The 26,710-nt window shown below is 71.5% G+C and carries 24 protein-coding genes and 1 tRNA gene; 23 read left to right on the plus strand and 2 right to left on the minus strand.

What is annotated here, in order from left to right:
• Window positions 1-2,787 carry a phosphoenolpyruvate carboxylase gene (gene ppc, locus EG812_RS15135; RefSeq protein ID WP_043722974.1) on the minus strand — a complete coding sequence of 929 codons (2,787 nt, stop codon included), beginning with the start codon at window positions 2,785-2,787 and terminating at the stop codon, window positions 1-3.
• Window positions 2,788-3,042: 255 nt separating this feature from the next.
• Here ppc and EG812_RS15140 point away from each other — a divergent pair, with 255 nt between their 5' ends.
• The 5 genes from EG812_RS15140 (at window position 3,043) to EG812_RS15160 (ending at window position 11,661) form a co-directional block, all read left to right on the plus strand.
• Complete coding sequence (locus tag EG812_RS15140; protein WP_126711877.1) at window positions 3,043-4,083, plus strand: S66 family peptidase; 1,041 nt, start codon at window positions 3,043-3,045, stop codon at window positions 4,081-4,083.
• 397 nt (window positions 4,084-4,480) lie between these two features.
• Window positions 4,481-8,179 carry a transcription-repair coupling factor gene (gene mfd, locus EG812_RS15145; RefSeq protein ID WP_126711878.1) on the plus strand — a complete coding sequence of 1,233 codons (3,699 nt, stop codon included), beginning with the start codon at window positions 4,481-4,483 and terminating at the stop codon, window positions 8,177-8,179.
• Window positions 8,180-8,245: 66 nt separating this feature from the next.
• Window positions 8,246-9,019: a hypothetical protein gene (locus tag EG812_RS15150; RefSeq protein WP_126711879.1), complete on the plus strand. Its 774-nt coding sequence runs from the start codon at window positions 8,246-8,248 to the stop codon at window positions 9,017-9,019.
• A 2-nt stretch (window positions 9,020-9,021) separates the two neighbouring features.
• Complete coding sequence (locus tag EG812_RS15155) at window positions 9,022-9,993, plus strand: nucleoside triphosphate pyrophosphohydrolase (RefSeq protein WP_126711880.1); 972 nt, start codon at window positions 9,022-9,024, stop codon at window positions 9,991-9,993.
• Between the two features lie 48 nt (window positions 9,994-10,041).
• Complete coding sequence (locus EG812_RS15160; RefSeq protein ID WP_126711881.1) at window positions 10,042-11,661, plus strand: DUF885 domain-containing protein; 1,620 nt, start codon at window positions 10,042-10,044, stop codon at window positions 11,659-11,661.
• A gap of 3 nt (window positions 11,662-11,664) precedes the next feature.
• On the opposite strand, the gene EG812_RS15165 is transcribed toward EG812_RS15160, so the two are convergent.
• The gene (locus EG812_RS15165; protein WP_126711882.1) at window positions 11,665-12,351 is read right to left on the minus strand and encodes a hypothetical protein; all 687 of its coding nucleotides are present in this window, start codon (window positions 12,349-12,351) and stop codon (window positions 11,665-11,667) included.
• A 209-nt stretch (window positions 12,352-12,560) separates the two neighbouring features.
• On the opposite strand from EG812_RS15165, the gene eno reads away from it, so the two are divergent.
• The 18 genes from eno (at window position 12,561) to EG812_RS15255 (ending at window position 26,706) form a co-directional block, all read left to right on the plus strand.
• On the plus strand, window positions 12,561-13,844 hold the full coding sequence (gene eno, locus EG812_RS15170; RefSeq protein WP_126711883.1) for a phosphopyruvate hydratase: 1,284 nt from the start codon (window positions 12,561-12,563) through the stop codon (window positions 13,842-13,844).
• Between the two features lie 30 nt (window positions 13,845-13,874).
• On the plus strand, window positions 13,875-14,513 hold the full coding sequence (locus EG812_RS15175; protein WP_126711884.1) for an FtsB family cell division protein: 639 nt from the start codon (window positions 13,875-13,877) through the stop codon (window positions 14,511-14,513).
• Between the two features lie 22 nt (window positions 14,514-14,535).
• Window positions 14,536-15,093: a DUF501 domain-containing protein gene (locus EG812_RS15180; RefSeq protein WP_013731626.1), complete on the plus strand. Its 558-nt coding sequence runs from the start codon at window positions 14,536-14,538 to the stop codon at window positions 15,091-15,093.
• Entirely contained in the window at window positions 15,090-15,623 is a 534-nt protein-coding gene (locus EG812_RS15185; RefSeq protein WP_013731627.1) for an amino-acid N-acetyltransferase, read from the plus strand. Before EG812_RS15180 ends, EG812_RS15185 begins: the two co-directional genes overlap by 4 nt.
• Window positions 15,624-15,735: 112 nt before the next feature.
• Window positions 15,736-16,677, plus strand: a complete 942-nt coding sequence (locus tag EG812_RS15190; RefSeq protein ID WP_126711925.1) for a Ppx/GppA phosphatase family protein — start codon at window positions 15,736-15,738, stop codon at window positions 16,675-16,677.
• Window positions 16,678-16,713: 36 nt separating this feature from the next.
• Window positions 16,714-16,917, plus strand: coding sequence for a ribbon-helix-helix domain-containing protein (locus tag EG812_RS15195; RefSeq protein ID WP_126711885.1), 204 nt, complete (start codon window positions 16,714-16,716; stop codon window positions 16,915-16,917).
• Window positions 16,914-17,291 (plus strand): type II toxin-antitoxin system death-on-curing family toxin, encoded by a 378-nt coding sequence (locus EG812_RS15200; protein WP_126711886.1) that lies wholly within the window; start codon window positions 16,914-16,916, stop codon window positions 17,289-17,291. The genes EG812_RS15195 and EG812_RS15200 overlap by 4 nt, the downstream gene beginning before the upstream one ends.
• A 210-nt stretch (window positions 17,292-17,501) precedes the next feature.
• Window positions 17,502-18,188, plus strand: coding sequence for a dienelactone hydrolase family protein (locus EG812_RS15205; protein WP_013731634.1), 687 nt, complete (start codon window positions 17,502-17,504; stop codon window positions 18,186-18,188).
• Window positions 18,181-18,921: a uracil-DNA glycosylase gene (locus tag EG812_RS15210; RefSeq protein WP_436278290.1), complete on the plus strand. Its 741-nt coding sequence runs from the start codon at window positions 18,181-18,183 to the stop codon at window positions 18,919-18,921. Before EG812_RS15205 ends, EG812_RS15210 begins: the two co-directional genes overlap by 8 nt.
• Window positions 18,922-18,939: 18 nt before the next feature.
• On the plus strand, window positions 18,940-19,728 hold the full coding sequence (locus EG812_RS15215; RefSeq protein WP_502697191.1) for a DUF4129 domain-containing protein: 789 nt from the start codon (window positions 18,940-18,942) through the stop codon (window positions 19,726-19,728).
• Window positions 19,725-20,309 (plus strand): hypothetical protein, encoded by a 585-nt coding sequence (locus EG812_RS15220; RefSeq protein ID WP_126711887.1) that lies wholly within the window; start codon window positions 19,725-19,727, stop codon window positions 20,307-20,309. Before EG812_RS15215 ends, EG812_RS15220 begins: the two co-directional genes overlap by 4 nt.
• Window positions 20,309-21,316: an AAA family ATPase gene (locus EG812_RS15225; RefSeq protein WP_013731638.1), complete on the plus strand. Its 1,008-nt coding sequence runs from the start codon at window positions 20,309-20,311 to the stop codon at window positions 21,314-21,316. The genes EG812_RS15220 and EG812_RS15225 overlap by 1 nt, the downstream gene beginning before the upstream one ends.
• A gap of 6 nt (window positions 21,317-21,322) precedes the next feature.
• A complete protein-coding gene (locus EG812_RS15230) occupies window positions 21,323-22,699 on the plus strand; it encodes a DUF58 domain-containing protein (protein WP_013731639.1) in 1,377 nt (458 codons plus the stop codon).
• 117 nt (window positions 22,700-22,816) lie between these two features.
• Window positions 22,817-23,380, plus strand: a complete 564-nt coding sequence (locus EG812_RS15235; RefSeq protein WP_050814694.1) for a hypothetical protein — start codon at window positions 22,817-22,819, stop codon at window positions 23,378-23,380.
• Window positions 23,381-23,533: 153 nt separating this feature from the next.
• The gene (locus EG812_RS15240) at window positions 23,534-24,847 is read left to right on the plus strand and encodes an NAD(P)/FAD-dependent oxidoreductase (RefSeq protein ID WP_013731641.1); all 1,314 of its coding nucleotides are present in this window, start codon (window positions 23,534-23,536) and stop codon (window positions 24,845-24,847) included.
• A gap of 243 nt (window positions 24,848-25,090) precedes the next feature.
• Window positions 25,091-25,171, plus strand: a tRNA-Leu gene (locus tag EG812_RS15245).
• Window positions 25,172-25,274: 103 nt separating this feature from the next.
• Window positions 25,275-26,153, plus strand: coding sequence for a Bax inhibitor-1/YccA family protein (locus tag EG812_RS15250; protein WP_013731642.1), 879 nt, complete (start codon window positions 25,275-25,277; stop codon window positions 26,151-26,153).
• Between the two features lie 232 nt (window positions 26,154-26,385).
• Entirely contained in the window at window positions 26,386-26,706 is a 321-nt protein-coding gene (locus tag EG812_RS15255) for a hypothetical protein (protein ID WP_126711928.1), read from the plus strand.
• The last annotated feature ends 4 nt before the right edge of the window (window positions 26,707-26,710 follow it).

The following is a 26,710-nucleotide window of genomic DNA, read 5'->3' on the forward strand; positions in this document are numbered from 1 at the left end:
TCAGCCGGTGTTGCGCATGCCGGCGGCGATGCCGTTGACGGTGGTGAGCAGGGCGCGTTCCAGCGCCGTACCGTCGTTGGGGGCCCGCCGGCCGCCCGGTGCGGTGACCACCGCACGGCCGGCCGCACCGGAGTCGCGGTACTGGCGCAGCAGCGCGACCTGGAGGTGGTGCAGCGGCTCCAGGTAGGTGTCGCGCACCGCGAGGGTGCGTTGCAGCACGGGAGAGTTCTCCAGCAGGTCCGGTGAGTCGGTGACGGCCAGCACCTCGCGCCGGGTCAGCTCGTACTCCGCCTCGATCTTGTCGAAGATCGGGTGCAGCTTCTTCGGGACCAGGGTCTCCACGTACCGCCGGGCGATGCCGAGGTCGGTCTTGGTCAGCATCATCTCCACGTTCGACAGGAACGTGCGGAAGAAGTGCCAGTTGCGGTGCATCTCGGCCAGCACGTCGGCCAGCCCGGCCTCGCGTGCGGCGGCCAAACCGGAGCCCACGCCGTACCAGCCGGGCACGATCTGCCGGGTCTGGGTCCAGCCGAACACCCACGGGATGGCCCGCAGGCCGGACAGCCCGGCCCCGGTGTTCGGACGCTTCGCCGGCCGGGAGCCGATGTTCAACGCGCCGAGCAGCTCGGTGGGCGTGGACGCCCAGAAGTACGCCGGCAGATCCGGATCCTCCACAAGCGAGCGGTACGACCGGTATGCCGACTCGGAGACCACATCCATCGTGGCGTCCCAGCGCTCCAGCATCTCGGCGGGCTGCCGGGGCGCGGTGTGCAGCAGGGTGGCCTGGAGCACGGCGGCCACGGTCAGCTCCAGGTTCTCCCGGGCCAGTGCCGGCAGGGTGTACTTGTCGGAGATCACCTCGCCCTGCTCGGTCACCTTGATCGCGCCGTCGAGGGTGCCGTACGGCTGGGCCAGGATCGCGTCGTGGGTGGGGCCACCGCCACGACCCACCGTGCCGCCCCGGCCGTGGAACAGCCGCAGGTGCACACCGTGCCGGGCGGCCACGTCCCGCAGCGCCCGCTGCGCCCGGTGGATGGACCACTGGCTGGTGGTGATGCCGGCCTCCTTGTTGGAGTCGGAGTAGCCCAGCATCACCTCCTGTACGTCGCCCCGGGCCGCCACCAGCGCCCGGTACGCGGGCAGCGACAGCAACTCGTCGAGCAGCTCACCACCGGCGTTCAGCTCGGCGGGGGTCTCCAGCAGCGGCACGATGCCGATGCGTGCCCGCCCGCTGTGCACGTCGACAAGGCCCGCCTCGCGGGCCAGCACCACGGCGGCGAGCACGTCATCGACCCCGAGGGTCATCGAGATGATGTACGACTCGATGACCTCGCTGCCGAACCGGTCCTGCGCCTCGCGAATGGTGCTGAACACGTCGAACGTCTTGCGGGCCGACTCGGACAGCGGAGTGTCCGCAGCCGACAGCGGTCGGCGGCCGGTCAGCTCGTCGGCGAGCAGCTTGGTGCGCTCCAGCCGGCTCAACGACGGGTAGTCGTCGACCTCGCCGACCGCCGCGTACAACTGGGCCAGCACCTCGTGGTGCTTCTCGGCGTGCTCCCGCACGTCCATGGTCGCCAGGTGCAGGCCGAACGCGGAGACCGTACGGATGGTCGAGGCGAGCCGCCCGACGGCGGTCAGCTGACCGGAGTTGCGGGCCAGCGAGGCGCGCAGCAGCTCCAGGTCGGCGATCAGCTCGGCCGAGCCCCGGTAGTCCCGTCCCGGCACGTGCGGGGTGCCCTGGCGCAGCCGGGCGCGGGTGTTGGCCAGCTTGGCGCGTACGCACCGGGCCTTGAGCCGGTACGGCTCCTCGGCGTTGACCCGGCGGAACCGGGGGGCCACCTCGGGCAGCGCGTCCAGGTCGGCGGCGAGGCTGGCGGAGAGGTCCAGCGACACCCCGCGCAGCCGGCGGGACACCGACACCTCGTTGATCAGTTCTTCCATCGCCGCCTCGGTGGCGGTCAGCCCGTGCTCGTGCTGGATGGCCAGCACCTCGCGGGTGACCGTCGGGGTGACGAACGGGTTGCCGTCGCGGTCGCCGCCGATCCAGGTGCCGAAGGTCAACGGTCGGGCCGTCGGTGAGGTCTCCACGCCGAGCGTGCGCAGCGTCTCGGCGAGGTCGTCGAGCACCTGCGGGGCGGCCTCGGCGTACAGGTCGCGCAGGTAGTAGATGGCGTTGCGGGCCTCGTCGGTCGGGTCGGGCCGATCCAGCCGCAGCTCGTCGGTCTGCCACATCAGGTCGAGCAGCTCGGCCAGCCGACGGTTCGCCGGGCCCTCGTCACTGGCACCGTAGAGGATCGCGTTCGCGGTCTCGGTGTCGAGCTCGTCGGCGATGGCGCGCAGCTTCGACAGGATCGACCGGCGGGCCGCCTCGGTCGGGTGCGCGGTGAAGACCGGCCGGATCGCCAACCGGCGGGCCACCGCGGCGATCTCTTCCGCCGGCACTCCCCGCTCGGAGATCATCTTGGCCGCCTGGTCCAGCCAGCCACCCTGCACGGCCCGACGTCGACGCAGGTCGCGGGCCCGATGCACCTGCTCGGTGATGTTGGCCAGGTGGAAGTAGGTGGAGAAGGCGCGAGCCAGCTTCGTGCCGGTGGTCACGTCCAACCCGCCGAGGCGGCGCGCGGCGGCCGGGGCGTCGGTACGGACCTGGGCGCGGATCTCCTCCACGAGGTCGAGCAGCGGCCGACCCTCCTGGCGCGCCAGGGTCTGCCCGAGCAGGGTGCCCAGCCTGCGGATGTCGGCGCGCAGGGCGGCGTCGGGGCCGTCGTGATCGTGCTGGTCGGTCACCATGCGCTCCTCACGGTAGTGCGAAGGACAGCGCTGTCCGACTTCCCCCGATCGTATCCGCGTCAGCCCGGCGGAAAGGAGGGGACCCTTGTTATCGCTTTCTGTATAGGAAGGGCCCCTTCTTAACGTCACGGGCTGTCGATCGGCGGATATCAGTGCTGGTCGGGGCGGGTGGGGCCGCCCTGAGCGGGTGCCGGTGTGCGGGCCGCCGAAACCGAGCTGCGGTGATCAATCCCACGTCGGTACCGTCGGGGCGTGGCAGCGTTGATCTACCCGCCCAAACCCCGGCCCGGCGACCGCGTCGCGGTCGTCTCACCCTCGGCCGGTCTGCCGGCCACCTTCCCCCACGTGTACGAGTTGGGGTTGCGTCGGCTGCGCGAGGAGTTCGGCCTGCAACCGGTGGAGTACCCGACCACCCGGATCATGGGCGCCGACCCGCGTGAGCGCGCCCGCGACCTGACCGCCGCCTTCGCCGACCCGAGCATCACCGCCGTCCTGGCCACTGTCGGCGGCGACGACCTGATCACCGTCACCCCGTACCTGGACGACGAGGTGCTGCAGGCCAACCCGAAGCCCTACTTCGGGTACTCGGACAACACGAACGTGCTCAACCACCTGCACCGGCTGGGGATGGTGAGCTACCACGGTGGCTCGGTGCTGGTGCACCTCGGGCGGCCCGGCACCCTGCACCCGCTCACCGCCGACTCGCTGCGCGCGGCCCTGTTCGGCTCCGACTGGTACGACCTGTCCCCGGCTCCGCAGTGGGGCGACGAGCCGAACGACTGGAACGACCCCGACTGCCTGGCGGACGAGCCGGTGATGTTCCCCGGCACCGGTTGGCACTGGCAGGGCCCGGCGAGGGCGGTCGAGGGACGCACCTGGGGCGGCAACCTGGAGGTGCTGCACTGGCTGCTCGCCGCCGACCGGGTCGCCCCGGCGGAGTCGCTGCACGGCTCGGTCCTGCTGATCGAGACCTCCGAGGAGTTGCCGCCGGCCGTCGAGGTCTACCGGATGCTGCGCAACCTCGGCGAGCGTGGCCTGCTCGCCGGCTTCCCCGCTGCGCTGATCGGCCGCGCCAAGGCGTGGGAGTTCGGCCGCCGGCTCACCCCGCCCGAGAAGGCGGCGTACGCCCAGCAGCAGCGGGCCGCGGTCAGCCGGGCCTTCGCCGAGTACGCCCCGGACGCGGTGCTGGTCTTCGACGTGGACTTCGGCCACACCGACCCCCAGTTGATCATCCCCTACGGCGGCCTGGCCCGCGTCGACCCCCTCGCCCGCCGCATCTCCGTCCGCTACTGAAAAGGCCGGGAGGCCCGCCGTTTCGCCGAAACGGCGGGGTACGCAGCGGTGGGGAGCCGCCGTTTCGGCGTAACGGAGTCGATCAAGAGAGCCCCTGTGGTACGGCGCTCGGGGCGCGGCTGGCGGCTGGCCGCCGTACGGCGGTTGCGGCGGATAACCGGGTGGCGGGTTGGTCACGGTACTCCGGTGTCAGACGGATACGGACATCCAGTGTGGGAAGCCGATCACAGGCAGGCGGCAGCGTCAATGTTCTCCGGTGCCCGTGGGTGAGCCCGAGCACGGCAACAGCCGTGGACGGCGCGGGATCGTCGGCCCGGAGAGATAGTGTCGACCGGTATGACCCCCCGTCCGGTCGGACGCGGGGTGCTCGTCGTGTCCTCGCGTCTCGGAAGTGATCATGACTGCGCTCACCGGACTGTTCGCCGCCGCCCTTGCCGACCCGGGTCTGGCGCGGGTCCGTGACCTGGCGCGCTCCGGTGCGGCCCAGGTCGACGGGCTCGACCTGACCGCCCCGCCGGCCCTGCGCCCGTTCGCGGTAGCCGCCGTCGCGGCCGACCCCACCACCGGACCCGACGAACAGGGTGGCGGCAAGCAGGGCGGTGGCAAGCAGGGCGGCGGTGCGGGGCGGCCGGTGCTGGCGGTGACGGCGACCAGTCGCGAGGCCGAGGATCTGGTCGCCGCGTTGGGCTCGCTGCTGCCGGCCGAGCAGGTGGCGATCTTCCCGAGCTGGGAGACGCTGCCGCACGAGCGGCTCTCGCCGCGCTCGGACACCGTGGGCCGGCGGCTGGCGGTGCTGCGCCGGCTCGCGCATCCGGACGCCACCGACGCGCACGGGCGCACCGGGCCGTTGCGGGTGGTCGTAGCGCCGGTGCGGTCGCTGCTGCAACCGCAGCTCAAGGGGCTCGGTGACCTGGAGCCGGTGCGGCTGTCCGCCGGGGACGAGGCCGACCTGGAGCAGGTCGCCCGCCGGTTGACCGACATGGCGTACGCGCGGGTCGACCTGGTCACCAAGCGGGGCGAGTTCGCCGTGCGCGGCGGCATCCTGGACGTCTTCCCGCCCACCGACGAGCACCCGTCCCGGGTCGAGTTCTGGGGCGACGAGGTGGAGGAGATCCGCACCTTCGCCGTCGCCGACCAACGCACCATCGAGCAGGTTCCTCAGCTCTGGGCACCGCCCTGCCGGGAACTGCTGCTCACCCCGGCGGTCCGCGAGCGGGCCGCCGCGCTGGCGCAGCAGCACCCGGAGCTGGCCGAGATCCTGGACAAGCTGGCCGGCGGCGTACCGGTGGAGGGGATGGAGTCCCTGGCCCCGGCGCTGATCGGCGCGGACTCGATGGAGTTGCTGCTGGACTGCATGCCCGCCGGCACCCACGTCCTGCTCTGCGATCCGGAGCGGATCCGCACCCGCGCGCACGACCTGGTGCGTACCTCGGACGAGTTCCTGGCGGCCAGCTGGGCTGCGGCCGCAGTCGGCGGCCAGGCCCCGATCGACCTCGGCGCCGCCGCCTTCCGGACCCTGGCCGACGTACGCGCACACGCCGCGACCCTGCGCCAGCCCTGGTGGACGCTGTCCCCGTTCGGGCTGGCCGAGCCGGGTGTCGCGGCTGCCCGGCAACCGTGGGAGGACGAACCGGACACGGTCGACATCACCCCCGACGACGCGATCGCGGTGACGCTTGCCGCCCAGCCGGCACCGCTCTACCACGGTGAGACCGCCCGGGTGGTCGACGACCTGAAGCGGTGGGCCGGCGAAGGCTTGTCGATCGCGCTGGTCTTCGAGGGGCACGGTCCCGCCCAGCGGGCCGTGGAGGTGCTGCGCGACGGCGGCCTGGGTGCCCGGCTGACCGAGCAGGTGCCGGCGGCCCCCGCCGCCGGCGAGCTGCTGGTCACCTGCGGCAGCCTGACCGGTGGCTTCGTCGACGAGGCGGCCCGGTTCGTGCTGCTCACCGGCAACGACGTCACCGGAGGTCGGGGTGCCTCGACCCGGGACATGCGCAAGATGCCGAGCCGGCGGCGCAACACCATCGACCCGCTGGAACTGCGCGCGGGTGACCACGTGGTGCACGAGCAGCACGGCATCGGCCGGTACGTGGAACTGGTGCAGCGCACGGTCAACGGCGCGTCCCGCGAATACCTGGTCATCGAGTACGCCCCGAGCAAGCGCGGCCAGCCGGGCGACCGCCTCTTCGTCCCCACCGACCAGCTCGATCAGCTCAGCCGGTACGTCGGCGGCGAGCAGCCCACCCTGCACAAGATGGGTGGCTCGGACTGGCAGAAGTCCAAGGCCCGGGCCCGCAAGGCGGTCAAGGAGATCGCCGCCCAGCTGATCCAGCTCTACGCCGCTCGTAAGGCGTCCAAGGGCCACAACTTCGGGCCGGACACGCCGTGGCAGCGGGAGTTGGAGGACGCCTTCCCCTGGCAGGAGACACCCGACCAGCTCGCCGCCATCGACGAGGTCAAGCGGGACATGGAGCAGAGCGTCCCGATGGACCGGCTGATCTGCGGCGACGTCGGCTACGGCAAGACCGAGATCGCGGTGCGCGCGGCGTTCAAGGCGGTGCAGGACGGCAAGCAGGTGGCGGTGCTGGTGCCGACCACCCTGCTGGTGCAGCAGCACTACAACACCTTCGCCGAGCGGATGAGCCAGTTCCCGGTGACCATCCGGCAGCTGTCCCGGTTCCAGACGCCGAAGGAGGCCGAGCAGACGCTGGAGATGGTGGCCAACGGCAGCGCCGACATCGTCATCGGCACCCACCGGCTGCTGGCGGCGTCCACCCGATTCAAGTCGTTGGGGCTGGTCATCGTCGACGAGGAGCAGCGCTTCGGGGTCGAACACAAGGAACACCTCAAGTCGATGCGGGCCGCGGTCGACGTGTTGAGCATGTCGGCCACCCCGATCCCGCGAACCCTGGAGATGGCGATCACCGGCATCCGGGAGATGTCGACAATCGCCACTCCGCCGGAGGAGCGGCATCCGGTGCTCACCGCTGTCGGGGCGTACGACGACCGGCAGGTGGCCGCCGCGATCCACCGTGAGCTGCTCCGCGACGGCCAGGTCTTCTACCTGCACAACCGGGTCGAGTCGATCGAGCGGACCGCCCGCAAGCTGCGGGAACTGGTGCCCGAGGCCCGGGTCGCGGTGGCCCACGGCCAGATGGGCGAGGAAGCCCTGGAGAAGGTCATGGTCGGCTTCTGGGAGAAGGAGTTCGACGTCCTGGTCTGCACCACGATCGTCGAGTCCGGCATCGACATCCCGAACGCCAACACCCTGATCGTGGAGCGGGCCGACCTGCTCGGCCTGGCCCAGCTGCACCAGATCCGGGGCCGGGTGGGCCGGGGTCGGGAGCGGGCGTACGCGTACTTCCTCTACCCGCCGGACAAGCCGCTCACCGAGCACGCGCACGAGCGGCTGGCCACCATCGCCCAGCACACCGAGCTGGGCGCCGGCATGTACGTGGCGATGAAGGACCTGGAGATCCGGGGTGCCGGCAACCTGCTCGGCGGTGAGCAGTCCGGGCACATCGAGGGCGTCGGCTTCGACCTGTACGTCCGGATGGTCGGCGAGGCGGTGTCGGCGTTCAAGGGCGAGCAGCCCGAGGAGGAGACCGACGTCAAGATCGACCTGCCGGTGGACGCCCACCTGCCGCACGACTACGTGGGTGTGGAGCGGCTGCGCCTGGAGATGTACCGCAAACTCGCCGAGGCCCGCGACGAGGAGCGGCTGCGCGAGGTGGCCGCCGAGATGACCGACCGGTACGGCGAACCGCCCGCCCCGGTGCAGAACCTGATCGCGGTGGCGCGGTTCCGGCTGCTGGCCCGCCGTTACGGCCTGACCGACGTCAGCGTGCAGGGCAAACACCTGCGCTTCAGCCCGCTGCCGCTGCCCGACTCGAAGCAGATGCGGCTCAAGCGTTACCACCCCGACTCGGTCTACAAGACCGCGTTGGACCAGGTCAGCGTCCCGCGTCCGACGACCCGCCGGATCGGCGGCGAGCCGCTGCGCGACCAGGCCCTGCTGGACTGGTGTGCCCAGTTGCTCTCCGACGTCCTCGGTGCCCCCACCGCCGCCCAGCCCGCCACCGCCGGAGCCCGCTGACCCACCAGTCGGCTCCGGCGGAACCCTCCCAGCCAGGGCGGGAACCGGTCATGAGAGAGTGACGGAATGCGTGCTCGCCGTCTTGTCGCCGTCGCCAGCGTGGCGGTCGGCCTGGTTGCCCTCGCCGGCTGTCGTTCCGAACCCGGTGTCGCCGCCTATATCGGGGACCATTCGGTCACCGAGGATGCGGTCACCGCGATCATCGACGACGCCCGGGCGAAGAACCCGGCGCCGACCGAGGAGGACGCGGCCATGCCGGGGCAGCAGCCGCGGCTGCCCGGGCGCAGCGAGGTGGTGAGCGTTCTGGTGCTCAGCGAGGTGTGCGAGCGGGTCTCCGCCGCCGAGAACTACCGGCCCCAGAACGTCGTCGACCCGGCGCAGATCGCCCAGGGTGTCGGCATGAACCCCGAGACCGAGTACGTGCGCCGCACCGCCGAGCTCTACAGCTGCCTGTCCGGCATCCCGGTCGGCGAGCCGGTGGCCCCGACCCAGCAGGAGCTGACCGAGCTGGTGAACGCCGGCAAGCGGGCCGGCGCGGTGCCGGCCGAGGTGACTGTGGATGAGGCCGCCAGCCAGCTCGACGGTGAGCAGTTGCGCTACGCGCTGGCCAACCGCAACTCGCTTGCCGAGGCGGTCGAGGCGTACGACGTGACGGTCAACCCCCGCTACCGTCCGCTGGTGTTCCCGGTGTTGAGCTTCTCGGGCGCGACTCCGATCGTCGCGGTGGGTGTGCCGCTCGGTGAGCCGGCCTCCACGGCGGTCACCGACGTCTCCACCCCGAAGCCGCAGCCGGCGGACCAGGCGGACGAAGGGGACCACGCGGGTCACGGGCACGGCTGAGCATGCCCCGGATCGTCCTGCTGGTGACCTCGCCCCGGTTGCCGGCCGGTCTGCTGACGGCAGCCGCCTGGGATGTCGTACGCACGGCTGTGGTGTTGGCCGGGGCGGAGAGCGAGCTGGCCACGGCGATCCGGTCGGCGGGCGGGCAGGTGCGGGTGCCGGACGGCCCGGCGGTGCCGGCGCTGCTGGACGCCGCGGTGGCCCACGACACGGTGGTCTGGTTGGCCGGCCCGGCCGGTGACGAGGCGCTGGCCCGGGAACTCGGCCTGCGGCTGGCCCGGGAGCCGGGCCTGGCCGAGATGGAGCTGATGTACGGCTCCTGGGATCCGCCCGGTGCCCGGCTGCTCGACGCGGTGGCGGTGCTGGACCGGCTGCTCTCGCCCGGCGGCGACCCCTGGAAGCGGGCGCAGACCCACCAGAGCCTGGCCGGCTTCCTGCTGGAGGAGTGCTACGAGGCGTACGACGCGATCGTGGCCTCGGACACCGACTCGCTCCGCGAGGAGTTGGGCGACGTGCTGCTCCAGGTGGTGCTGCACGCCCGGCTGGCCGAGGAACTGCCCGAGGACGAGCGGTGGACCATCGACGACGTGGCCGGTGGCCTGGTCGACAAGATGATCCGCCGTAACCCGCACGTCTTCGCCGGTGCCGAGGCAGGCAGCCTGGAGGAGATCACCGCCAACTGGGAGCGGATCAAGCAGGCCGAAAAGGCTCGTAAATCGGTGCTGGACGGCATCGCCCTGAGCCAACCCGCCCTCGCCCTGGCCACGCAGATCCTGGACCGCGCCACCCGCGCCAACCTCACCGCCCCCCTCCCCACCCCCGAATCCCAACCAACCCCCGAACAGACCCTGGGCGCCACCCTCCTCTCCACAGTGGCCGAAGCCCACCAGGCCGGCCTGAACCCCGAATCCGCCCTCCGCCACACCACCCTCACCTACGCAAAAACCCTCCCCACCCCCACCCCGTCGAGCTGATCAACAAGCTGGCGGTGGGGCGTCGGCCCTGGTGGGTAGGGTCGGGGGATGGAGCGGTTCGAGGTGGTGGCGGAGCGGATCGTCGAGGCGCTGCTGGTCAGTCGGCCGGGGTTGGCCGCGGTGGCGGGGGATCATCGGTTTGATGATCGGTTGCCGGATCTCAGCGCTGACGCTGTCGCGGGGGATCGGGCGATGCTCGTTGACGCGGCGAGCGTGTTGTGTGAGATCGATGCGGATTCCCTCGATGTCGAGGAGCGGGTGGATCATGCGCTGCTGTCCACGCTCGTCGACCGGCAACTGTTCGAGCTGACCGAGATTCGCGAACACGAGTGGAATCCGCTCGTGCACAACCCCGGGCCACTGCTGAACGGGCTGTTCGTCAGGCCGTACGCGCCGGCCGAGCAACGGCTGACCGCACTGGTCGGCCGGCTGACCGCCGTACCGGATGCGCTGGCCACCGCGCGCGCGACGCTGCGTGACATGCCCCGCGTGCACGCCGAGACGGCAGTCGGGCAGTTCACCGGCACGGCCGCGCTGATCCGCGACGAGGTGCCGGCGCTGCTCGAACAGGCACCGGCGTTGCTGGACCAGGTCGAACCGGCGGCCACCGGCGCGATCGCCGCGCTGGAGGAGTTCGTCGCCTGGCTGCGCGCCGGCCTGGCCGCCGACACGGGGCCCGGCCGTGACCCGCGACTGGGCCGACGCCGGTGGGAGGCGCGGCTGTGGTACGCCCTCGACACCGAGCTGAGCGCCGCCGAGATCCAGCGCCGGGCCTGGGCGAACCTGGACCGGGTCGGCGAGGAGATCCGCGCGGCGGCGGTCGAGCTGGTCGGCGGCCCGGCCGACGACGAGACGGTACGCCGAGCCCTGGACCTGCTCGCCGCCGAGCACCCGGACGACCACACCATCGTCGACCTGGCCTCGATCACCATGGACGAGGCGAGTGACTTCGTCCGCGCCCACGACCTGGTGACGGTGCCGGACGACAGGTGCGTGATCCAGGTGATGCCGGAGTTCGCCCGGGGCGTGGCGGTGGCCTACTGCGACGCGCCCGGTGCGCTGGAGACGGCCGAGGTGCCCACGTTCTACTGCATCGCGCCCACCCCGGCGGACTGGCCGGCGCACCGGGTGGACTCGTTCTACCGCGAGTACAACGACCACATGATCCGCAACCTGACCGTGCACGAGGCGATGCCGGGACACTTCCTCCAGCTCGCCCACGCCCGCCGTCACGTCGGCTCCACCCGGGTCCGGGCGCTCACCCGTTCCGGTCCGTTCGTGGAGGGCTGGGCGGTCTACGCCGAGCAGGTGATGGCCGAGCACGGCTTCGGTGGCCTGCCGGTGCGTCTGCAGCAGCTCAAGATGCAGCTGCGGATGACCCTCAACGCGCTGCTCGATCAGTTGGTGCACGCCGAGGGGCTGCCCGAGGCCGAGGCGATGGCGCTGCTGACCGGACGCGGATTCCAGGAGGAGGGCGAGGCGGCGGGCAAGTGGCGACGTGCCCTGCTCACCTCCACCCAGCTGTCCACCTACTTCGTCGGCTACAGCGAGGTGGCGGAGATCGCCGCAGCCCGCCCGGCCGAGGTGTCGATCCGCGACTGGCACGACGCGATGTTGGCGCACAACTGCCCACCGCCGCGCCACCTGCGCACCCTGCTGGGGTGGTGAGGATCAGGAACCGGCCCGACGGCGGTCCACGATCCCGGCGCCCTGCGGCAGCTCGAAGGTTGCCCCGTCGACCTGCTCCTGGAATCGGCTCAGCGCCAGCTCCACCGGCTCGCCGTCGACCCGACCGGTGAAGCTGCCCAGCGCCCCCTCACCGGTCACGCAGGCGGAGAAGTTCTCGACGGCCTGCTGCACCTCGACGCAGGTGGCGAGGAGACCGGCGACGGTGGTGCCGCTCTGGGTGATCACCGCGCCCGGGTCCAGGCCGGCAGCGGTCAGCAGCCCCATCACCATCGGCGGGGTGACCAGACCTTCCCGCTCGGCGGCGGCGTAGACGACCGTCGAGGGGTTGCTGTCCGCGGCGGGCGGGGCGTGCAGGGTGCAGACCGTACGCTTGCCCTCGGTGTCGCAGCGGGCCGTCGCCTCGGCGGTGGCCGTCAACTTCCCGCCCGGCCACTCGTACGCCGACCGGGCCGAGTCCTGTGCGATGAGGGCGGTCCGCCCTCCGCCGAGCTGGTACTCCGCCGAGTAGGTCAACTCCAGCGCCCGATTCATCCGGGCGGCCAGGTCGTTGACGATGTCGGCCCGCCCCATGGCCCGCCCGGCGTCGTCCAGGGCCTGACAGCCCGTGACGCTGAGCAACACGACGACTGACGCGGTGAGCGTACGGAGGGTGGCCGAGGGGGCGGGCATGGTGACCAGCCTGATCGATGAGATCCCGCTCGTGCAAACCGGTTGTCGGTTGACGCACGAGAATCCGGGAATGTCCGACCCGTCCCTACGGACGAGTGCGGCCCGGTCGCGGTGCGGGCAGGCGGGGACCGATACGCTGCGTTCAACACCTGCCTCAGCCGCACCGTCGCGGCCGATACCGGACGAGACCACACAAGAGGAGCGACTCAGTGGCAACCATCGAGGTAATCGAGGCTCGGGAGATCCTGGACTCGCGGGGTAACCCGACCGTCGAGGTCGAGGTCGGGCTCGACGACGGGACGATCTCCCGGGCGGCCGTGCCTTCCGGCGCCTCGACCGGCGCCTTCGAGGCGATCGAGCTGCGCGACGGTGACAAGGGCCGCTACCTGGGCAAGGGAGTGGAGAAGGCGGTCGCCAACATCGAGGACCGCATCGTCGACCAGCTGATCGGCTACGAGGCCAGCGAGCAGCGGGTCATCGACCAGAAGATGCTCGACATCGACGGCACCGACAACAAGGCCGAGCTGGGTGCCAACGCCATCCTCGGCGTCTCGTTGGCGGTGGCCAAGGCCGCGGCCGGCAGCGCCGGGCTGAGCCTGTTCCGCTACCTCGGTGGGCCGAACGCGCACCTGCTGCCGGTGCCGATGATGAACATCCTCAATGGTGGGGCGCACGCCGACAGCAACGTCGACATCCAGGAGTTCATGATCGCGCCGATCGGCGCGCCGAGCTTCCGGGAGGCGCTGCGTTCCGGCGCCGAGGTCTACCACGCGTTGAAGTCGGTGCTGAAGAAGAAGGACCTGTCGACCGGGCTCGGTGACGAGGGTGGCTTCGCCCCGAACCTGCCCACCAACGCCGCCGCGCTGGACCTGATCGCCGAGGCGGTGGAGAAGGCCGGCTACCGGCTCGGCTCCGACATCGTCTTCGCCCTCGACGTGGCGGCCACCGAGTTCTTCTCCGACGGGACGTACACCTTCGAGGGGGTCGCCAAGACCGCCGAGGAGATGAGCGAGTACTACACCAAGCTGGCCGACGCGTACCCGATCGTGTCGATCGAGGACCCGCTGGCCGAGGACGACTGGACCGGCTGGCAGACGCTGACCGCCGCGATCGGTGACCGGATCCAGATCGTCGGCGACGACCTGTTCGTCACCAACCCGCAGCGCATCGCCCGGGGCATCGCCGAGAACGCCGCGAACGCCGTCCTGGTGAAGGTCAACCAGATCGGCTCGCTGACCGAGACGCTGGACGCGGTCGACCTGGCCCACCGGGCCGGCTTCAAGTGCATGATGAGCCACCGTTCCGGCGAGACCGAGGACACCACCATCGCCGACCTCGCGGTGGCCACCGGTTGCGGCCAGATCAAGACCGGTGCCCCGGCCCGCTCGGACCGGGTGGCCAAGTACAACCAGCTGCTGCGGATCGAGGAGGAGCTGGCCGACGCGGCGCGGTACGCCGGCGCGGGCGCTTTCCCGCGCTACCGTTCCGCCTGAGCCGATGCGAGACCTCGGGGGAGGGGTGTGATGCACCAGCGCCGCACGCCGGGTGGTCAGCGACCGGCCCGCCGGCCGGCTCGCCCTGGCACCGGCCGGGGCACGGTCCGCGACGGCGGGGTGCGCGCGCAGCCGCGTACCGCCGGTCGCGCGCCGTCGGCCGCTCGCGGTGCCGAGGGCGTACGCTCCGCCAAGCGGCCTGCCGCCAGGCGGGCGGCGGCCGGCGGGGTGACCCGGCTGGCCGCCCCCCGACCCCGAGGTCTCACCGGACGCGCCACCGTCCTCATCGCGGTGTTGATCGCGTTGGCGCTGGCCTACACCTATCCCGTCCGGGTCTACCTGGATCAGCAGGCCGACATCGAACGGATGGAGGCCGCGCAGGCGGCCCAGCGCGAGTTGATCGCCGAGCTGACCAGCCAGGCCGAGAAGTGGCAGGACGATGCGTACATCGAGACGAAGGCCCGGGAGCGGTTCTTCATGCGTCGGCCCGGCGAGAAGATGGTGATCCTGCTGGAGGATCCGGCCGGGGCGGCCCGGGACGCGGGCGAGAGCGGGCAACCGACGGCACCGGTCGAACCGGACGCCTGGTACGAGACCCTCTGGTCGAGTGTGCGGGCCGCGGACGCCGCGCAGACCGACGCCGAGACCGCCCCGCAGCTGGACGAATGAGCACCGAACGAGAGATGGCACCGTGACTGTCGTACCACCGCCGGAGCCGGCGGCGGCTTCCGTACCCCCGCCCGAGCGTGAGCCGGCCACCGACGCCGACCTGGCCGCGGTGGCCGCGCAGCTCGGCCGCCCGCCCCGGGGGACCCGTGCGGTGGCCCACCGCTGCCCCTGCGGCCTGCCCGACGTGGTGGAGACGACCCCCCGGCTGGCCGACGGCACCCCGTTCCCGACGCTGTACTACCTGACCTGCCCCCGGGCGACCGCCGCGTGCAGCCGACTGGAGTCGGCCGGGCTGATGCGGGAGATGGCGGACCGGCTGGCCACCGACCCGGAACTGGCCGCCCGCTACCGCGCCGCGCACGAGGACTACCTGGCCCGCCGGGACGCCATCGCCGAGGTGCCGGAGATCGCCGGCATCTCGGCCGGCGGCATGCCGGGCCGAGTGAAGTGCCTGCACGTGCACCTCGGCCACGCGCTCGGCGCCGGGCCCGGAGTCAACCCGTTCGGTGACGAGACCCTCGACCTGGTCGAGCCCTGGTGGACGGCCGGGCGCTGCGTCGACGTGCCGGAGAGCGAGTGACCGCCGAGGCGACGCAGGCGGTGCCCGACGACATCGTGATCCGGCGGGCCCGCACCGCCGACGTGCGGGCCATCCGGCGGCTGGTGGACACCTACACCGACGACCGACGGCTGCTCAGCAAGGCCACCGTGACCCTCTACGAGGACGTGCAGGAGTTCCGGGTGGCCACCCGGGTCGGCGACGGCCGGGTGGTGGGCTGCGGCGCGCTGCACGTGATGTGGGAGGACCTGGCCGAGATCCGTACCGTTGCCGTCGACCCGTCCTGCCGGGGACGGCGGATCGGGCACCGGATCGTCGCCGAGCTGATCGACGCGGCCCGCGAGCTGGGCGTGGCCCGGATCTTCGTACTGACCTTCGAGACCAGCTTCTTCGCCTCGTTCGGCTTCACCGAGATCGACGGTGCGCCGGTCCCGCACGCGGTCTACGAGCAGCTGCTGCGCTCCTACGACGAGGGTGTCGCCGAGTTCCTCGACCTGGAGCGGGTCAAGCCGAACACCCTGGGCAACACCCGGATGCTGCTGCGGCTCTGACGCCGGCGAGGCGGCACGCCCGCGAGCGCGGTCAGGTCGGGTCGCGGCCCGTACCGGCGAGCAGGCGTTCGCGGCGCGGCGGCGCTATAGGGTGACCGACGTGACGACGCGTGTGGCCGCCATCGACTGCGGAACCAATTCCATCCGGTTGCTGGTCGCCGACCTGCCCGACCCGTCGGCGGGCTCGACCGCACCCCTGGTCGACCTGACCCGGCGCATGGAGATCGTGCGGCTCGGTCAGGGGGTCGACGCGACCGGCCGGCTGGCGCCGGAGGCCATCGAGCGGACCCGGGTCGCGCTGGCCGACTACGCCGCCGACATCGCGAAGCTGGGCGCCGAGCGGGTGCGGATGTGCGCCACCTCGGCCACCCGGGACGCCGAGAACGCCGCCGACTTCCGGGCCATGGTGGAGCAGACCCTCGGCGTACCGCCCGAAGTGGTAAGCGGCGACGAGGAGGCCCGGCTCTCCTTCACCGGCGCGGTGCGCGGGCTGCCCGCCGACGCGCAGTCACCGTACCTGGTGGTGGACATCGGCGGCGGTTCGACGGAGTTCGTCGTCGGCAGCCGCGACGCGGGTGTGCACGCCGCGATCTCGATGGACATCGGCTGCGTCCGGATGACCGAGCGGCACCTGCACGGCGACCCGCCCAGCCTCGACGAGGTCGCCGCGGCGCAGGCGGACATCGCGGTCGCGGTGGACCGGGCGCTGACCGCCGTGCCGGGACGCGAGGCGTCCACCCTGGTCGGGCTCGCCGGTTCGGTCACCACCGTGGTCGCGATCGCCCAGGACCTCACCGAGTACGACCCGACCCGCATCCACCACGCCCGCGTGTCGTACGACCGGGTGGCCGAGGTGACCGCGCGGCTGCTGACCCTGACCCGGGAGCAGCGGCTGGCCATCCCGGTGATGCACCCCGGCCGGGCCGACGTGATCGGTGCCGGGGCCCTCGTCCTCCGCGTGATCATGGAGCGGGCCGGCATGGATTCGGTGGTCGCCTCCGAGCACGACATCCTCGACGGCATCGCCTGGAGTCTCGCCGGGACCCCAGGATAGGTGGTTCTCCCTGCGTATGGGCGGTATGATTTCCATATGGTCACCACGGTCAATCTGCCTGACGGGCTGCACGAGCGGCTCAAGCAACTCGCCGAGCAGGAGCACCGCTCGATGAATGCCACAATCGTCGTGGCGGTCGAGGAGTATGTCTCGGCCCGCAGTCATCGCGCCCGCGTTCGGGACCTTGCACGGGAGGTTGCCGGGCGCGACGCTGAACTGCTGCGACGGTTGGCGGAGTGATCAACTACCTTGAGGTCGATGACCTCGTGGAGATCGCCTCGATCGTGTTGGGCGAGACACCGCAAGTCCGCGACTTCGGTCTGCTCTCGTCGGCGGTGGTCCGCCCGGCCACCGTCGTGTTCGGCCAAGAGGCTTACCCCGATATCTGGAGCAAGGCCGCCGCGCTACTGCACTCGGTCTGCATGAATCACGCCCTGATCGATGGGAACAAGCGTCTCGCCTGGGCGGCGGCACGTGTGTTCCTGGCCCTCAACGAGGTGCCGATCCAGGATGTCGACGTCGATCAGGCTGAGGCTCTTGTGATGTCGGTGGCCGGCGGCACCCTCACCGAGGTTCCGGACATCGCCCGCGAACTCCGCAAACTTTACGTCTGAACATCGCAGGTTGCGTCGCAGTCATCGATGGCATCGCCTGGAGTCTCGCCGGCTGAGACGTCCTCCGCAGCGGCCAGCGAGGATGCGAACGGGAGGTGAATGCCACTGTTTCGGCATCTTCCGGCAGGAGGTCACCGCGTGGCAGGCTACCGGCACGTAGGACCACTGGGCGACCAGCCAACGATGACTGACCGCTAGGAGGACGGGCCGATGGGCGAAATGGTGACCTACCGTGGCGGTGGCGGTACGGGTGAGGGATACCTCGCGATACCGGCCACCGGTACGGCAAGTCCCGCGGTGATCGTCATCCAGGACTGGTGGGGGCTCGCGCCGCACATCCGGTCGGTGGTGGACCGGTTCGCCGAGGCGGGCTTCGTCGCCCTCGCCCCGGACTTCCGGCACGGTGAGCCGGCCGGCAAACCGAGCGAGCCGCAGCAGATGTTGAACGGGCCGCAGATGGACGAGGCGGCGCGGGAGATCGCCGCGGCCGCCGAGTACCTCGCCGGCCGACACGAGGTCACCGGCAAGATCGGCTGTGCCGGGTTCTGCGCCGGGGCCAGCCTGGCCCTGTGGGCCGGGAACTTCTCCGAGCGGATCGTCGCCACCACCGCGTTCTACCCCCGCCTGCCCTGGGAGGGCATGCGGTCGGAGTGGACGGAGTACGCCGGCAAGGACGCCCTCGTGCACTGCTCCGAGGCGGACGGCACCTCGGCCGACCCGGGGGTGCAGACCGTACGCCGGGCCATCGAGAACGCCGGTGGCACCTGCCACCTGCACGACTACCCGGGCACCGCGCACGCCTTCTTCAACGAGGACCGGCCGGAGCACTTCGACCAGCGCGCCGCCACCAGCGCCTGGGCCCGCAGCCTCGAACTCTTCCGGGCGAAGCTTGGCTGAGTCGCGTACCCCTGCCGAGGTGGTCGCCCGCGCCGCGCGGGCGACCGACCTGGCCGACCTCGACGCAGCGGTGAGCGACTGTTTCGCCTGCCCGAGGTTGGTCCAGTGGCGGGAGGAGGTGGCGCGCACCAAGCGGGCCGCCTTCCGGGACCAGGAGTACTGGGGCCGACCGGTGCCCGGCTTCGGCGACCCGGCGGCGCGGATCGGCATTCTCGGGCTGGCCCCGGCGGCGCACGGCGGCAACCGCACCGGGCGGATCTTCACCGGTGACCGTTCCGGCGACGTCCTCTTCGCCGCCCTGCACCGCGCCGGGCTGGCCAACCAGCCGACAAGCGTGGCCGCCGACGACGGGCTGACCCTGCGGCACACCCGGATCTTCGCCGCCGTCCGCTGCGCCCCACCGGACAACAAGCCCACCCCCGCCGAGCGGGACACCTGCGCGCCCTGGCTGCATCGAGAGGTCGCTCTGATCCGACCGACGCTGCGGGTGGTGGTCGCCCTGGGTGCCTTCGCCTGGGCCGCGTGGTGGCCGGTGTCGCGGGACGTCTATGGCGTCGCCGCGCCCAGCCCGCGACCGTCGTTCGGCCATGGGGCACACTGGTCCGGCACGGCCGTACCGGAACTGCTCGGCTGTTACCACGTCAGCCAGCAGAACACCTTCACGGGACGACTGACACCAGGGATGCTGGACGACGTGTTCACCGAGGCGAAACGGTTGGCCGAGGTGGACTGAGGCTGCGGGGTGGTGGCGATGACGGACAGGACCCCTGACCTGCCCGGCGTACGCCCCGGTGCCCCGGAGGCAGACCGAATGGACCTCGTACGCAGGTGGTGGCCGGTCGCGGTGGTGGCCGCGTTGCTGGCTGCCGTGGCGTTGGCCGCCACCCATTCCTCCATCGGGGCCAGCCGGATCCCGCCCGCCGTGCAGGACGCTCCCTTCGTGCTGGAATACCCGACCGGCGACCCCAGACCCTCCATCCCGGCCGAGCCGCGGCAAGCCGCCGAGCAGGCCAGCACGGCCCTCCCCGCCTGGCTCGGCACGGTGGCCGTGGTGCTGCTCGGGATGGCGCTGCTGGCCGCCCTCAGCTATCTGGGGTGGAGCGTGATGCGGTCGGTGGCCCGGCGGGTCACCCGGCGGCTGCCGGTCGGCGTCACCCGACGCAACGCCGAAGGCACCGCCCGGGAGGTCGTCGCCGCGGTCGAGGCCGGTCTGGTCGAACTGGACGACCGCTCCACCGACCCCCGGACCGCGGTGATCGCCTGCTGGGTACGCCTCGAAGAGGCCGCCGCCGCGGCCGGGGTGCCCCGGCTGACCGGCGACACCCCGACCGACCTGGTCACCCGGCTGCTGCGCGGCGACCCCTCCGCCGGTGTGCCGGCCATCGTCAGCGCCGATGTGCTTGCCGAGTTCGCGAACGTCTACCGGGAGGCCCGCTACGCCACCCGACCGGTCGACGAACACACCCGCGACCAGGCGCGGGCCGCCCTGCGCCGGTTGCGCGGTGAACTCGCCGCCACGGTCGAGCAGGTGACGACATGAGCAGCACCAGCATCGACGACCTGCTCAGCTTCTCCGAGGACCGGCCGGTCCAGCCCGAGCAGCGCCCGGCCGGGTGGGTACGGTCGGTCGTCACCTTCCTCGGTGTCGCCGCCGCCAGCACTGTGGTGCTCGTCGCCGGGCTCCGCGCCGTCGGCCTGCGGGTGTCGTTGCTGGTGCTGGTGGCTGCGGTGGTCACCCTGCTGCTGGTGCGTCGCATCGTCGTCCTGCTGGCCCCGCCGTCGAGGCCCGCGCGTTCCACCTCAGGTGCCGGTGGCGAGGAGGACGGCATGTACAACTGGGATGCCCGGGACGCGTTGCGTACCGCGGTCAAGCGTTGGGAAGTGCCGCTGGAGTGGTCGAAGTCCCGCCCGGAGCGGTTCGGCGAGGTGGTCCTGCCTCGGCTGGCGGAACTGGCCGACGAGCGGCTCCGCCTCAAGCACGGCGTGACCCGTGAGTCGGATCCGACCCGGGCTCGTGTTCTGCTGGGTGACCGCCTGTGGATGTTCCTGGAAACCCCGCCTCGTCGTACCCCCTCACCGCGCGACCTCGCGGTGATCGTCGCCGAACTGGAGAAGATCTGATGAACGACACCGCCCGGACCATGCCCCCCACCGAGGTCGGTCACCTCGCCCGGGCGGTACTGGACGCGGTGGGCCAGGTCGTGGTCGGCAAGCGGGACGCCCTGGAACTGGTGCTCGCCGGCATCCTCGCCGGTGGCCACGTGCTGCTGGAGGACCTGCCCGGCCTGGGCAAGACCCTCACCGCCCGGTGCTTCGCGCAGGCGCTCGGGTTGGACTTCCGGCGCCTGCAGTTCACCCCGGATCTGTTGCCGGCCGATGTCACCGGCTCCTTCCTGTACGACCAGCGCAGCGGGGACTTCACCTTCCGGGCCGGGCCGGTCTTCACCAACCTGCTGCTCGCCGACGAGATCAACCGGACCCCGCCGAAGACCCAGTCGGCCCTGCTGGAGGCGATGCAGGAGAAGCAGGTCTCGGTGGAAGGCGTGACCTACCGGCTCGACGAGCCCTTCCACGTGCTGGCCACCGCGAACCCCATCGAGTACGAGGGCACCTATCCGCTTCCGGAGGCGCAGCTGGACCGGTTCCTGCTGCGGGTGTCCTTCGGCTATCCGCCGCAGGACGAGGAGTGGGAGGTGTTGCGCCGCCGGATGGCCCGCCGCCGCGAGGAGGCCGACATCAAGCCGGTGGTCGATGCGGCGACCCTGCGGGCCATGCAGGCCGCGTTGGAGGACGTCACGGTGGAGGATTCGGTGGGCCGCTACATGGTGGCCTTGACCGCGGCCACCCGCGAACATCCCTCGGTACTGGTCGGCGCCTCGCCGCGTGGCTCGTTGGCGTTGCTGCTGCTGGCCCGGGTACGGGCGGTGCTCTCCGGGCGGGACTTCGTGGTGCCGGAGGACGTCAAGGAGGTGGCGGTGCCGGCCCTGGCCCACCGGATCACCCTGCGACCGGAGATGTGGCTGCGTCGGGTCGATCCGTCCTTCGTGGTCGGTGAGGTCCTCGACCAGACCCCGGCACCGGCCAGCGGGGCACTGCCCAGCTACGCCGCCGGGCGGCAGGGGATCTGACCCGACGTGAGGCTCGCGGATCGATCGGCACCGGCCAACTGGGCGCCCACCTCGGCGCTCGGTCGGGCGGTGCTGCTCACCGGGCTGCTGCTGGTCGCGGCGGTGCTGCTGGGCCGGGTGGACCTGATCGTGCTGGCCGCCCCCTTCGCCCTCGGCACGGCGTACGCGCTGCGCAATCGCCCCACCGAGCTGCCCCGGGTGTGGGTCAGTGTCGACGAGGGGCACCTGGTGGAGGGCGGTGAACTGGTCGGCCGGGTCAGCGTCGGCAACCCGGACGCGACCCCGTACGACGTGGCCGTGCTGCGTACCCGGGTCTCGCCCTGGTTGCGCATCGAGCAGGCCACCCTGGCCGGTGGCGCGGTCAGCGGGCGCAGTGGCGACCGCCGTTCGGTGACCGACCGGCCGTTCGTCACCTCGGTGGACCCGGACACCGCGGTGGATCTGGAACTGACCGGCACCGCCCTGCGCTGGGGGCGGCACCCGTTCGGACCGGCCGGGGCCCGGGTCGCCGCCGCGCAGGGCCTGCTGGTCTCCCGCGCGGTGATCGCCGAACCGGTCGTCAATCGGGTGTACCCGAAAACCGAGCCTTTCGAGGCGGTCAACGCGATGCCGCGGGCGGCCGGGCTGGTCGGCGCCCACCATTCGCGGCGGGCCGGAGAAGGGGGAGAACTGGCCGGGGTACGGGTCTTCGCCCCCGGCGACCGGCTCCGCCGCATCGACTGGCGGGTGTCGCTGCGGGCCCGGCAACTGCACGTGGCCGCCACCCTCTCCGACCGGGACGCCGAGGTGGTCGTCCTGCTGGACGTGCTGGCCGAGGCGGGCCGCTCCGGCGGCATCGCGGGCGCGGCCACGGTGCTGGACACCACCGTCCGGGCTGCCGCCGCCATCGCCGAGCACTACCTGCACCGGGGCGACCGGGTGGCGCTGCTGGAGTACGGCCCGAACGCCCGGCGACTGCGCCCGGCGACCGGCCGGCGGCAGTACCTGACCGTCCTGGAATGGCTGTTGGACGTCAAGGCGCAGCATTCCCCGCACGAGCCGTACGACCAGGTCTTCGGCTCGCAGCTGCTCTCCGCGGACGCGCTGGTGGTGGTGCTCACCCCGCTGCTGGAGGAGCGGTCGGCGCAGATGCTGGCCCGGCTGGCCCGCTCGGGACGGTTCGTGGTCGCCGTGGACACCCTGCCGGCCGACCTGTCGCCCCCCAAGGACCGGGGCTGGGCCGAGGTGGCGTACCGGCTGTGGCGGCTGGACCGGGACACGATGATCGCGCAACTGCGCGAGCACGGCGTGCCGGTCGTACCGTGGGCCGGCGCCGGCAGCCTCGACCAGGTCCTGCGCGACGTGGCCCGCCTCGCCACCGCCCCCCGGGTCGGTGGCCGGTGAGCGCGAGGAACGCAGCGCAGCGGAGTCCCGCAGTCGCGAACGTAAGGTGGGCCCGGTGAGCGCGAGGAACGCAGCGCAGCGGAGTCCCGCAGTCGCGAACGGAGAGCCAGCTCAGTGATCGGAAACCTCACCGGCCGGGTCCGGGGGTTGCAGACGGTGGCGAGCCGGGTCGCGCTGGCCCCGGTGCTGATCCGCCTCGGGATCTTCGTCAGCTCGCTGGCGGGCCTGCTGCTCGCGTACCCGGCCGAGGTCGTCGCGGGGCAGGCCCTGCCGGCGTTGCTCGGGGTCGCGGCGCTGCCCGCGCTGGCGCCGCGCCGGTTCTGGCCGACCTTCGCCGCGCTGGTCACCGTCGGCGGCTGGCTGATGGCCACCGACGGGTACGACCGGCCGGTCGCCCTGTGGCGGTTGACGGCCGTGGCGGTGCTGCTCTACCTCACCCACACCCTCTGCGCCCTGGTGGCGGTGCTGCCGTACGACGCGGTGGTGGACCCGGATCTGATCGTGCGTTGGCTCACGCGTACCGGCGGGGTGTTGCTCGCCACTGCCGTGCTCGGGGTGCTGCTGCTGGAACTGGGCCGCCTGGGGGCGGGCACGGCCGGCTGGCAGTTCGTCACGATCGCCGGTCTCCTCGTCGCGCTGGCGGTGACTGCGACGCTGGCCTGGCTGCTGAAACGCCGCTGACGGCGGGGACGAGCGACCTTTGGGGCGGTCCTACCCGGGTGCCCGAAGTGCCGCGAGTGGCCTGAGTAGTCCAGGTCACACAGAGGTTGTGCTCGGTCACAGAAGGGGGCCGGGAACGGGATTAGCGCCGTCGCTGGGGGAAAGATGGTAGGCGTGAATCCGAAGCGGATCCTTGTGGTGGGTGCCGGGCACGTCGGTCTCTACGCGGCGCTGCGCCTGTCGAAGAAGCTGAGTTCCCGTGAGGCTGAGGTCATCGTCGTCGACCCCCAGCCGCACATGACGTACCAACCGTTCCTGCCGGAGGCGTCCGGCGGCAACATCTCCCCGCGGCACTCCGTGGTGCCGCTGCGGCGGGAGTTGCGCCGGTGCACCGTCGTGTCCGGTGCGGTGACCCGCATCGATCACCACCGCAAGACCGCCACCGTGCAGCCGATCGTCGGCCCGCCCCGGGAGATCGCGTACGACCATGTGGTGGTCGCGCCCGGTTCGGTCTCCCGTACGCTGCCGATCCCCGGTCTGCACGAGCACGGCATCGGCTTCAAGACCATCGGTGAGGCCATCTATCTGCGCAACCACGTGTTGGAGCAGTTGGACGTGGCCGCCGCGACCACCGACCCGCAGGTGCGCCGCCGGGCGCTGACCTTCGTCTTCGTCGGTGGCGGGTACGCCGGCATCGAGGCGCTCGCCGAGATGGAGGACATGGCCCGCGACGCGCTGCGGTACTACCCGGAGCTGAAGGCGTCGGACATGCGGTGGGTGCTTGTCGAAGCCACCCAGCGGGTACTGCCCGAGGTCGACCGGGACATGGGCGCCTACACGGTGCAGCAGTTGCTGAAGCGGGACATGGACATCCGGCTGGACACCCGCCTGGAGTCCTGCGTCGACGGGGTGGTCAAACTCTCCGACGGCGACAGCTTCGCCTCCGACACCATCGTCTGGACCGCCGGGGTGAAGCCCTCGCCGATGCTGGACGCGACGGACTTCCCCCGTGACGACCGGCGGCGGGTCACCTGCCTGCCGACGCTTCAGGTGGTCGACGGCGACCGGGTGGTCGAGGGCGCGTGGAGCGCCGGCGACTGTGCCGCCGTACCGGACCTGACCAAGGCGCCGGGCAACTTCTGCTCGCCGAGCGCACAGCACGCGGTGCGCCAGGCCCAGCGGATGGCCGACAACATCGTCGCGGTGATCCGGGGCCGCGAGCCGGTCGCCTACAAGCACAAGCACGCCGGCAGCGTGGCAAGCCTCGGCCTGCACAAGGGCGTGGCCCAGGTGTACGGCATCAAGATGACCGGCTGGCCGGCCTGGTTCATGCACCGCACGTACCACATGAGCCGGATTCCGTCGTTCAACCGGAAGATCCGAGTGGTGGTCGACTGGACGCTGGCGTTCTTCCTCAAGCGTGAGGTGGTCGCCCTCGGCCAGCTGCACGACCCCCGCGAGGAGTTCGCCGAAGCCTCCCGCAAGTAGGGGACGCAAGTAAGGAAGGGCCCCTTCTTAACGCCTCGCGTAGAGCAGGGGCCCCCTTTTAACACCTGCGCCTATGCCGCATCTAGCAGCGTCCGCCCGGTTGTCGTCCGATTGGGGCCGGGGTGCGTTGACGTGTGTCGTTTCGGATTGGCGCTGGAGTGGTCGGCGCACGGGACGTCGTATCGGCCGGGAAACCGCTACCGTGGCACTGCACCGCCGCGTGTCGGCGCGTCGGGGTCACCCGCCCGGGTGGTGGAACGGCAGACACGGCCGCCTTAAAAGCGGCTGCCGCAAGGCGTGCGGGTTCGACCCCCGCCCCGGGCACTCTCAGCGTTCCCTCAGCCTTCCGACGTCCAACCCCCTGTTCCGGCCGTTTACTCTTATAGGGCGCGTTGACGTGCCACGACCCCCTTAGGGAGGCCAGACAGTGAAGACTTCGAACCCGGTACTCGCTCGGCTCGGCCAGGCGGCCGAGCGGGAGCGTGCCGCCGGGTACGCCCCCACCGGGCCGTACGGACAGCCCGGTTACCCCCAGCAGTACCCGCAGGCCGGTTACCCCCAGCAGCCCGGTTACCCCCAGCAGTACCCGCCGCAGGCGGGCTACCCCGGTGCGCCGGGCTTCCCGGCGGCGCCGCAGGCGGTCACCCCCATGTCGATCGACGACGTGGTGGTCAAGACGGTCATGCTCCTGGCCATCGTCGGCGTCTCCGCCGCAGCGGCCTGGATCCTGGTACCGGACGCACTGCTCGGTGTCGCCTGGATCGGTGCGGCCATCGTCGGCCTGGTGCTCGGCCTGGTCATCTCGTTCTCGAAGATGGCGAATCCGGCGCTGGTCGTCGCGTACGCCGTCGTCGAGGGTGTCCTGGTCGGCGCGATCAGCAAGTTCTTCGAGGCGCGTTACCCGGGCATCGTCATCCAGGCGGTCGTCGCCACCTTCGGTGTCTTCTTCGTGATGACCATGCTCTACAAGGCGCGGGTCATCCGGGCCACGCCGAAGTTCACCAAGGGTTTGATCGCGGTGATGGCCGGCCTCTTCGCGGTCATGCTGATCAACCTGGTGCTGTCGCTGTTCGGTGTCAACACCGGTCTGCGCGACGGTGGTGCGCTCGCCATCGGCTTCAGCCTGGTCTGCATCGTGGTGGCCTCGCTGAGCTTCGTGCTCAGCTTCAAGGAGGTCGAGGACGGCGTCCGGATGGGCCTGCCGCAGCGCTACTCCTGGGTCGCCGCGTTCGGCATCCTGGTCAGCCTGATCTGGCTCTACATCGAGATCCTGCGACTGCTGAGCTACTTCCAGGGCGACGACTGACCTCACCGCCCCACGACCGACCGGCGCCCGCTCCCGCCAGGGAACGGGCGCCGTCGTCATCCCACCCCACCCGTCCCCACCCGTCCCCGCCCCACCCGCCCTCGCTGCCGGCGATCATGCACTTTCTGTCCCGGCAAAAGGTGCACAAGGGGCTATTCGGCGACCGGAAGTGCAAGATCGACGGGTTCCGGAGGGTGGGGTGGGGAGGGTGGGGGTGGGTAGGGTTTTGGGGGTGGGGGATGTGGAGTTGGAGCGGGGCGTGGAGTTGCTGGTGCGGCAGGTGGGGCACTGGCAGCAGGGGCGGTGGTCTGGTGTCGCCTCGGCCAGCGAATTGCCACGGGCCGATCTGGTGTATCGGCTAATTCAGGACATCGCTGATCTGGCGGCCGATGCGGAAGGGCAACCACGGCGGGTCGTCCCTCGGCTCGACAACGACCTGGCTCTGGCCGACCAGCTCCGGGTGGTCGCGGCCGATCTGCTCGCCGCCGGCCCCGCCGACGACGTCCTGGCCCGGGCCACGGCCGAGGTGGCCGCGACCCGAGCCGCGCTCTGACGGA

It is taken from the genome of Verrucosispora sp. FIM060022, assembly GCF_003977705.1.
Taxonomy (GTDB): Bacteria; Actinomycetota; Actinomycetes; order Mycobacteriales; family Micromonosporaceae; genus Micromonospora; species Micromonospora gifhornensis.

Excerpts from the sequence above, each read along its gene's own strand:
- EG812_RS15165 (WP_126711882.1), bottom strand. The coding sequence starts at position 12,351 with ATGCCCGCCCCCTCGGCCACCCTCCGTACGCTCACCGCGTCAGTCGTC.
- EG812_RS15160 (WP_126711881.1), top strand. The coding sequence starts at position 10,042 with ATGGAGCGGTTCGAGGTGGTGGCGGAGCGGATCGTCGAGGCGCTGCTG.
- EG812_RS15225 (WP_013731638.1), top strand. The coding sequence starts at position 20,309 with ATGAACGACACCGCCCGGACCATGCCCCCCACCGAGGTCGGTCACCTC.
- EG812_RS15205 (WP_013731634.1), top strand. The coding sequence starts at position 17,502 with ATGGGCGAAATGGTGACCTACCGTGGCGGTGGCGGTACGGGTGAGGGA.
- EG812_RS15215 (WP_502697191.1), top strand. The coding sequence starts at position 18,940 with ATGACGGACAGGACCCCTGACCTGCCCGGCGTACGCCCCGGTGCCCCG.
- EG812_RS15150 (WP_126711879.1), top strand. The coding sequence starts at position 8,246 with ATGCGTGCTCGCCGTCTTGTCGCCGTCGCCAGCGTGGCGGTCGGCCTG.
- mfd (WP_126711878.1), top strand. The coding sequence starts at position 4,481 with ATGACTGCGCTCACCGGACTGTTCGCCGCCGCCCTTGCCGACCCGGGT.
- EG812_RS15155 (WP_126711880.1), top strand. The coding sequence starts at position 9,022 with ATGCCCCGGATCGTCCTGCTGGTGACCTCGCCCCGGTTGCCGGCCGGT.
- EG812_RS15220 (WP_126711887.1), top strand. The coding sequence starts at position 19,725 with ATGAGCAGCACCAGCATCGACGACCTGCTCAGCTTCTCCGAGGACCGG.
- EG812_RS15195 (WP_126711885.1), top strand. The coding sequence starts at position 16,714 with ATGGTCACCACGGTCAATCTGCCTGACGGGCTGCACGAGCGGCTCAAG.
- EG812_RS15175 (WP_126711884.1), top strand. The coding sequence starts at position 13,875 with ATGCACCAGCGCCGCACGCCGGGTGGTCAGCGACCGGCCCGCCGGCCG.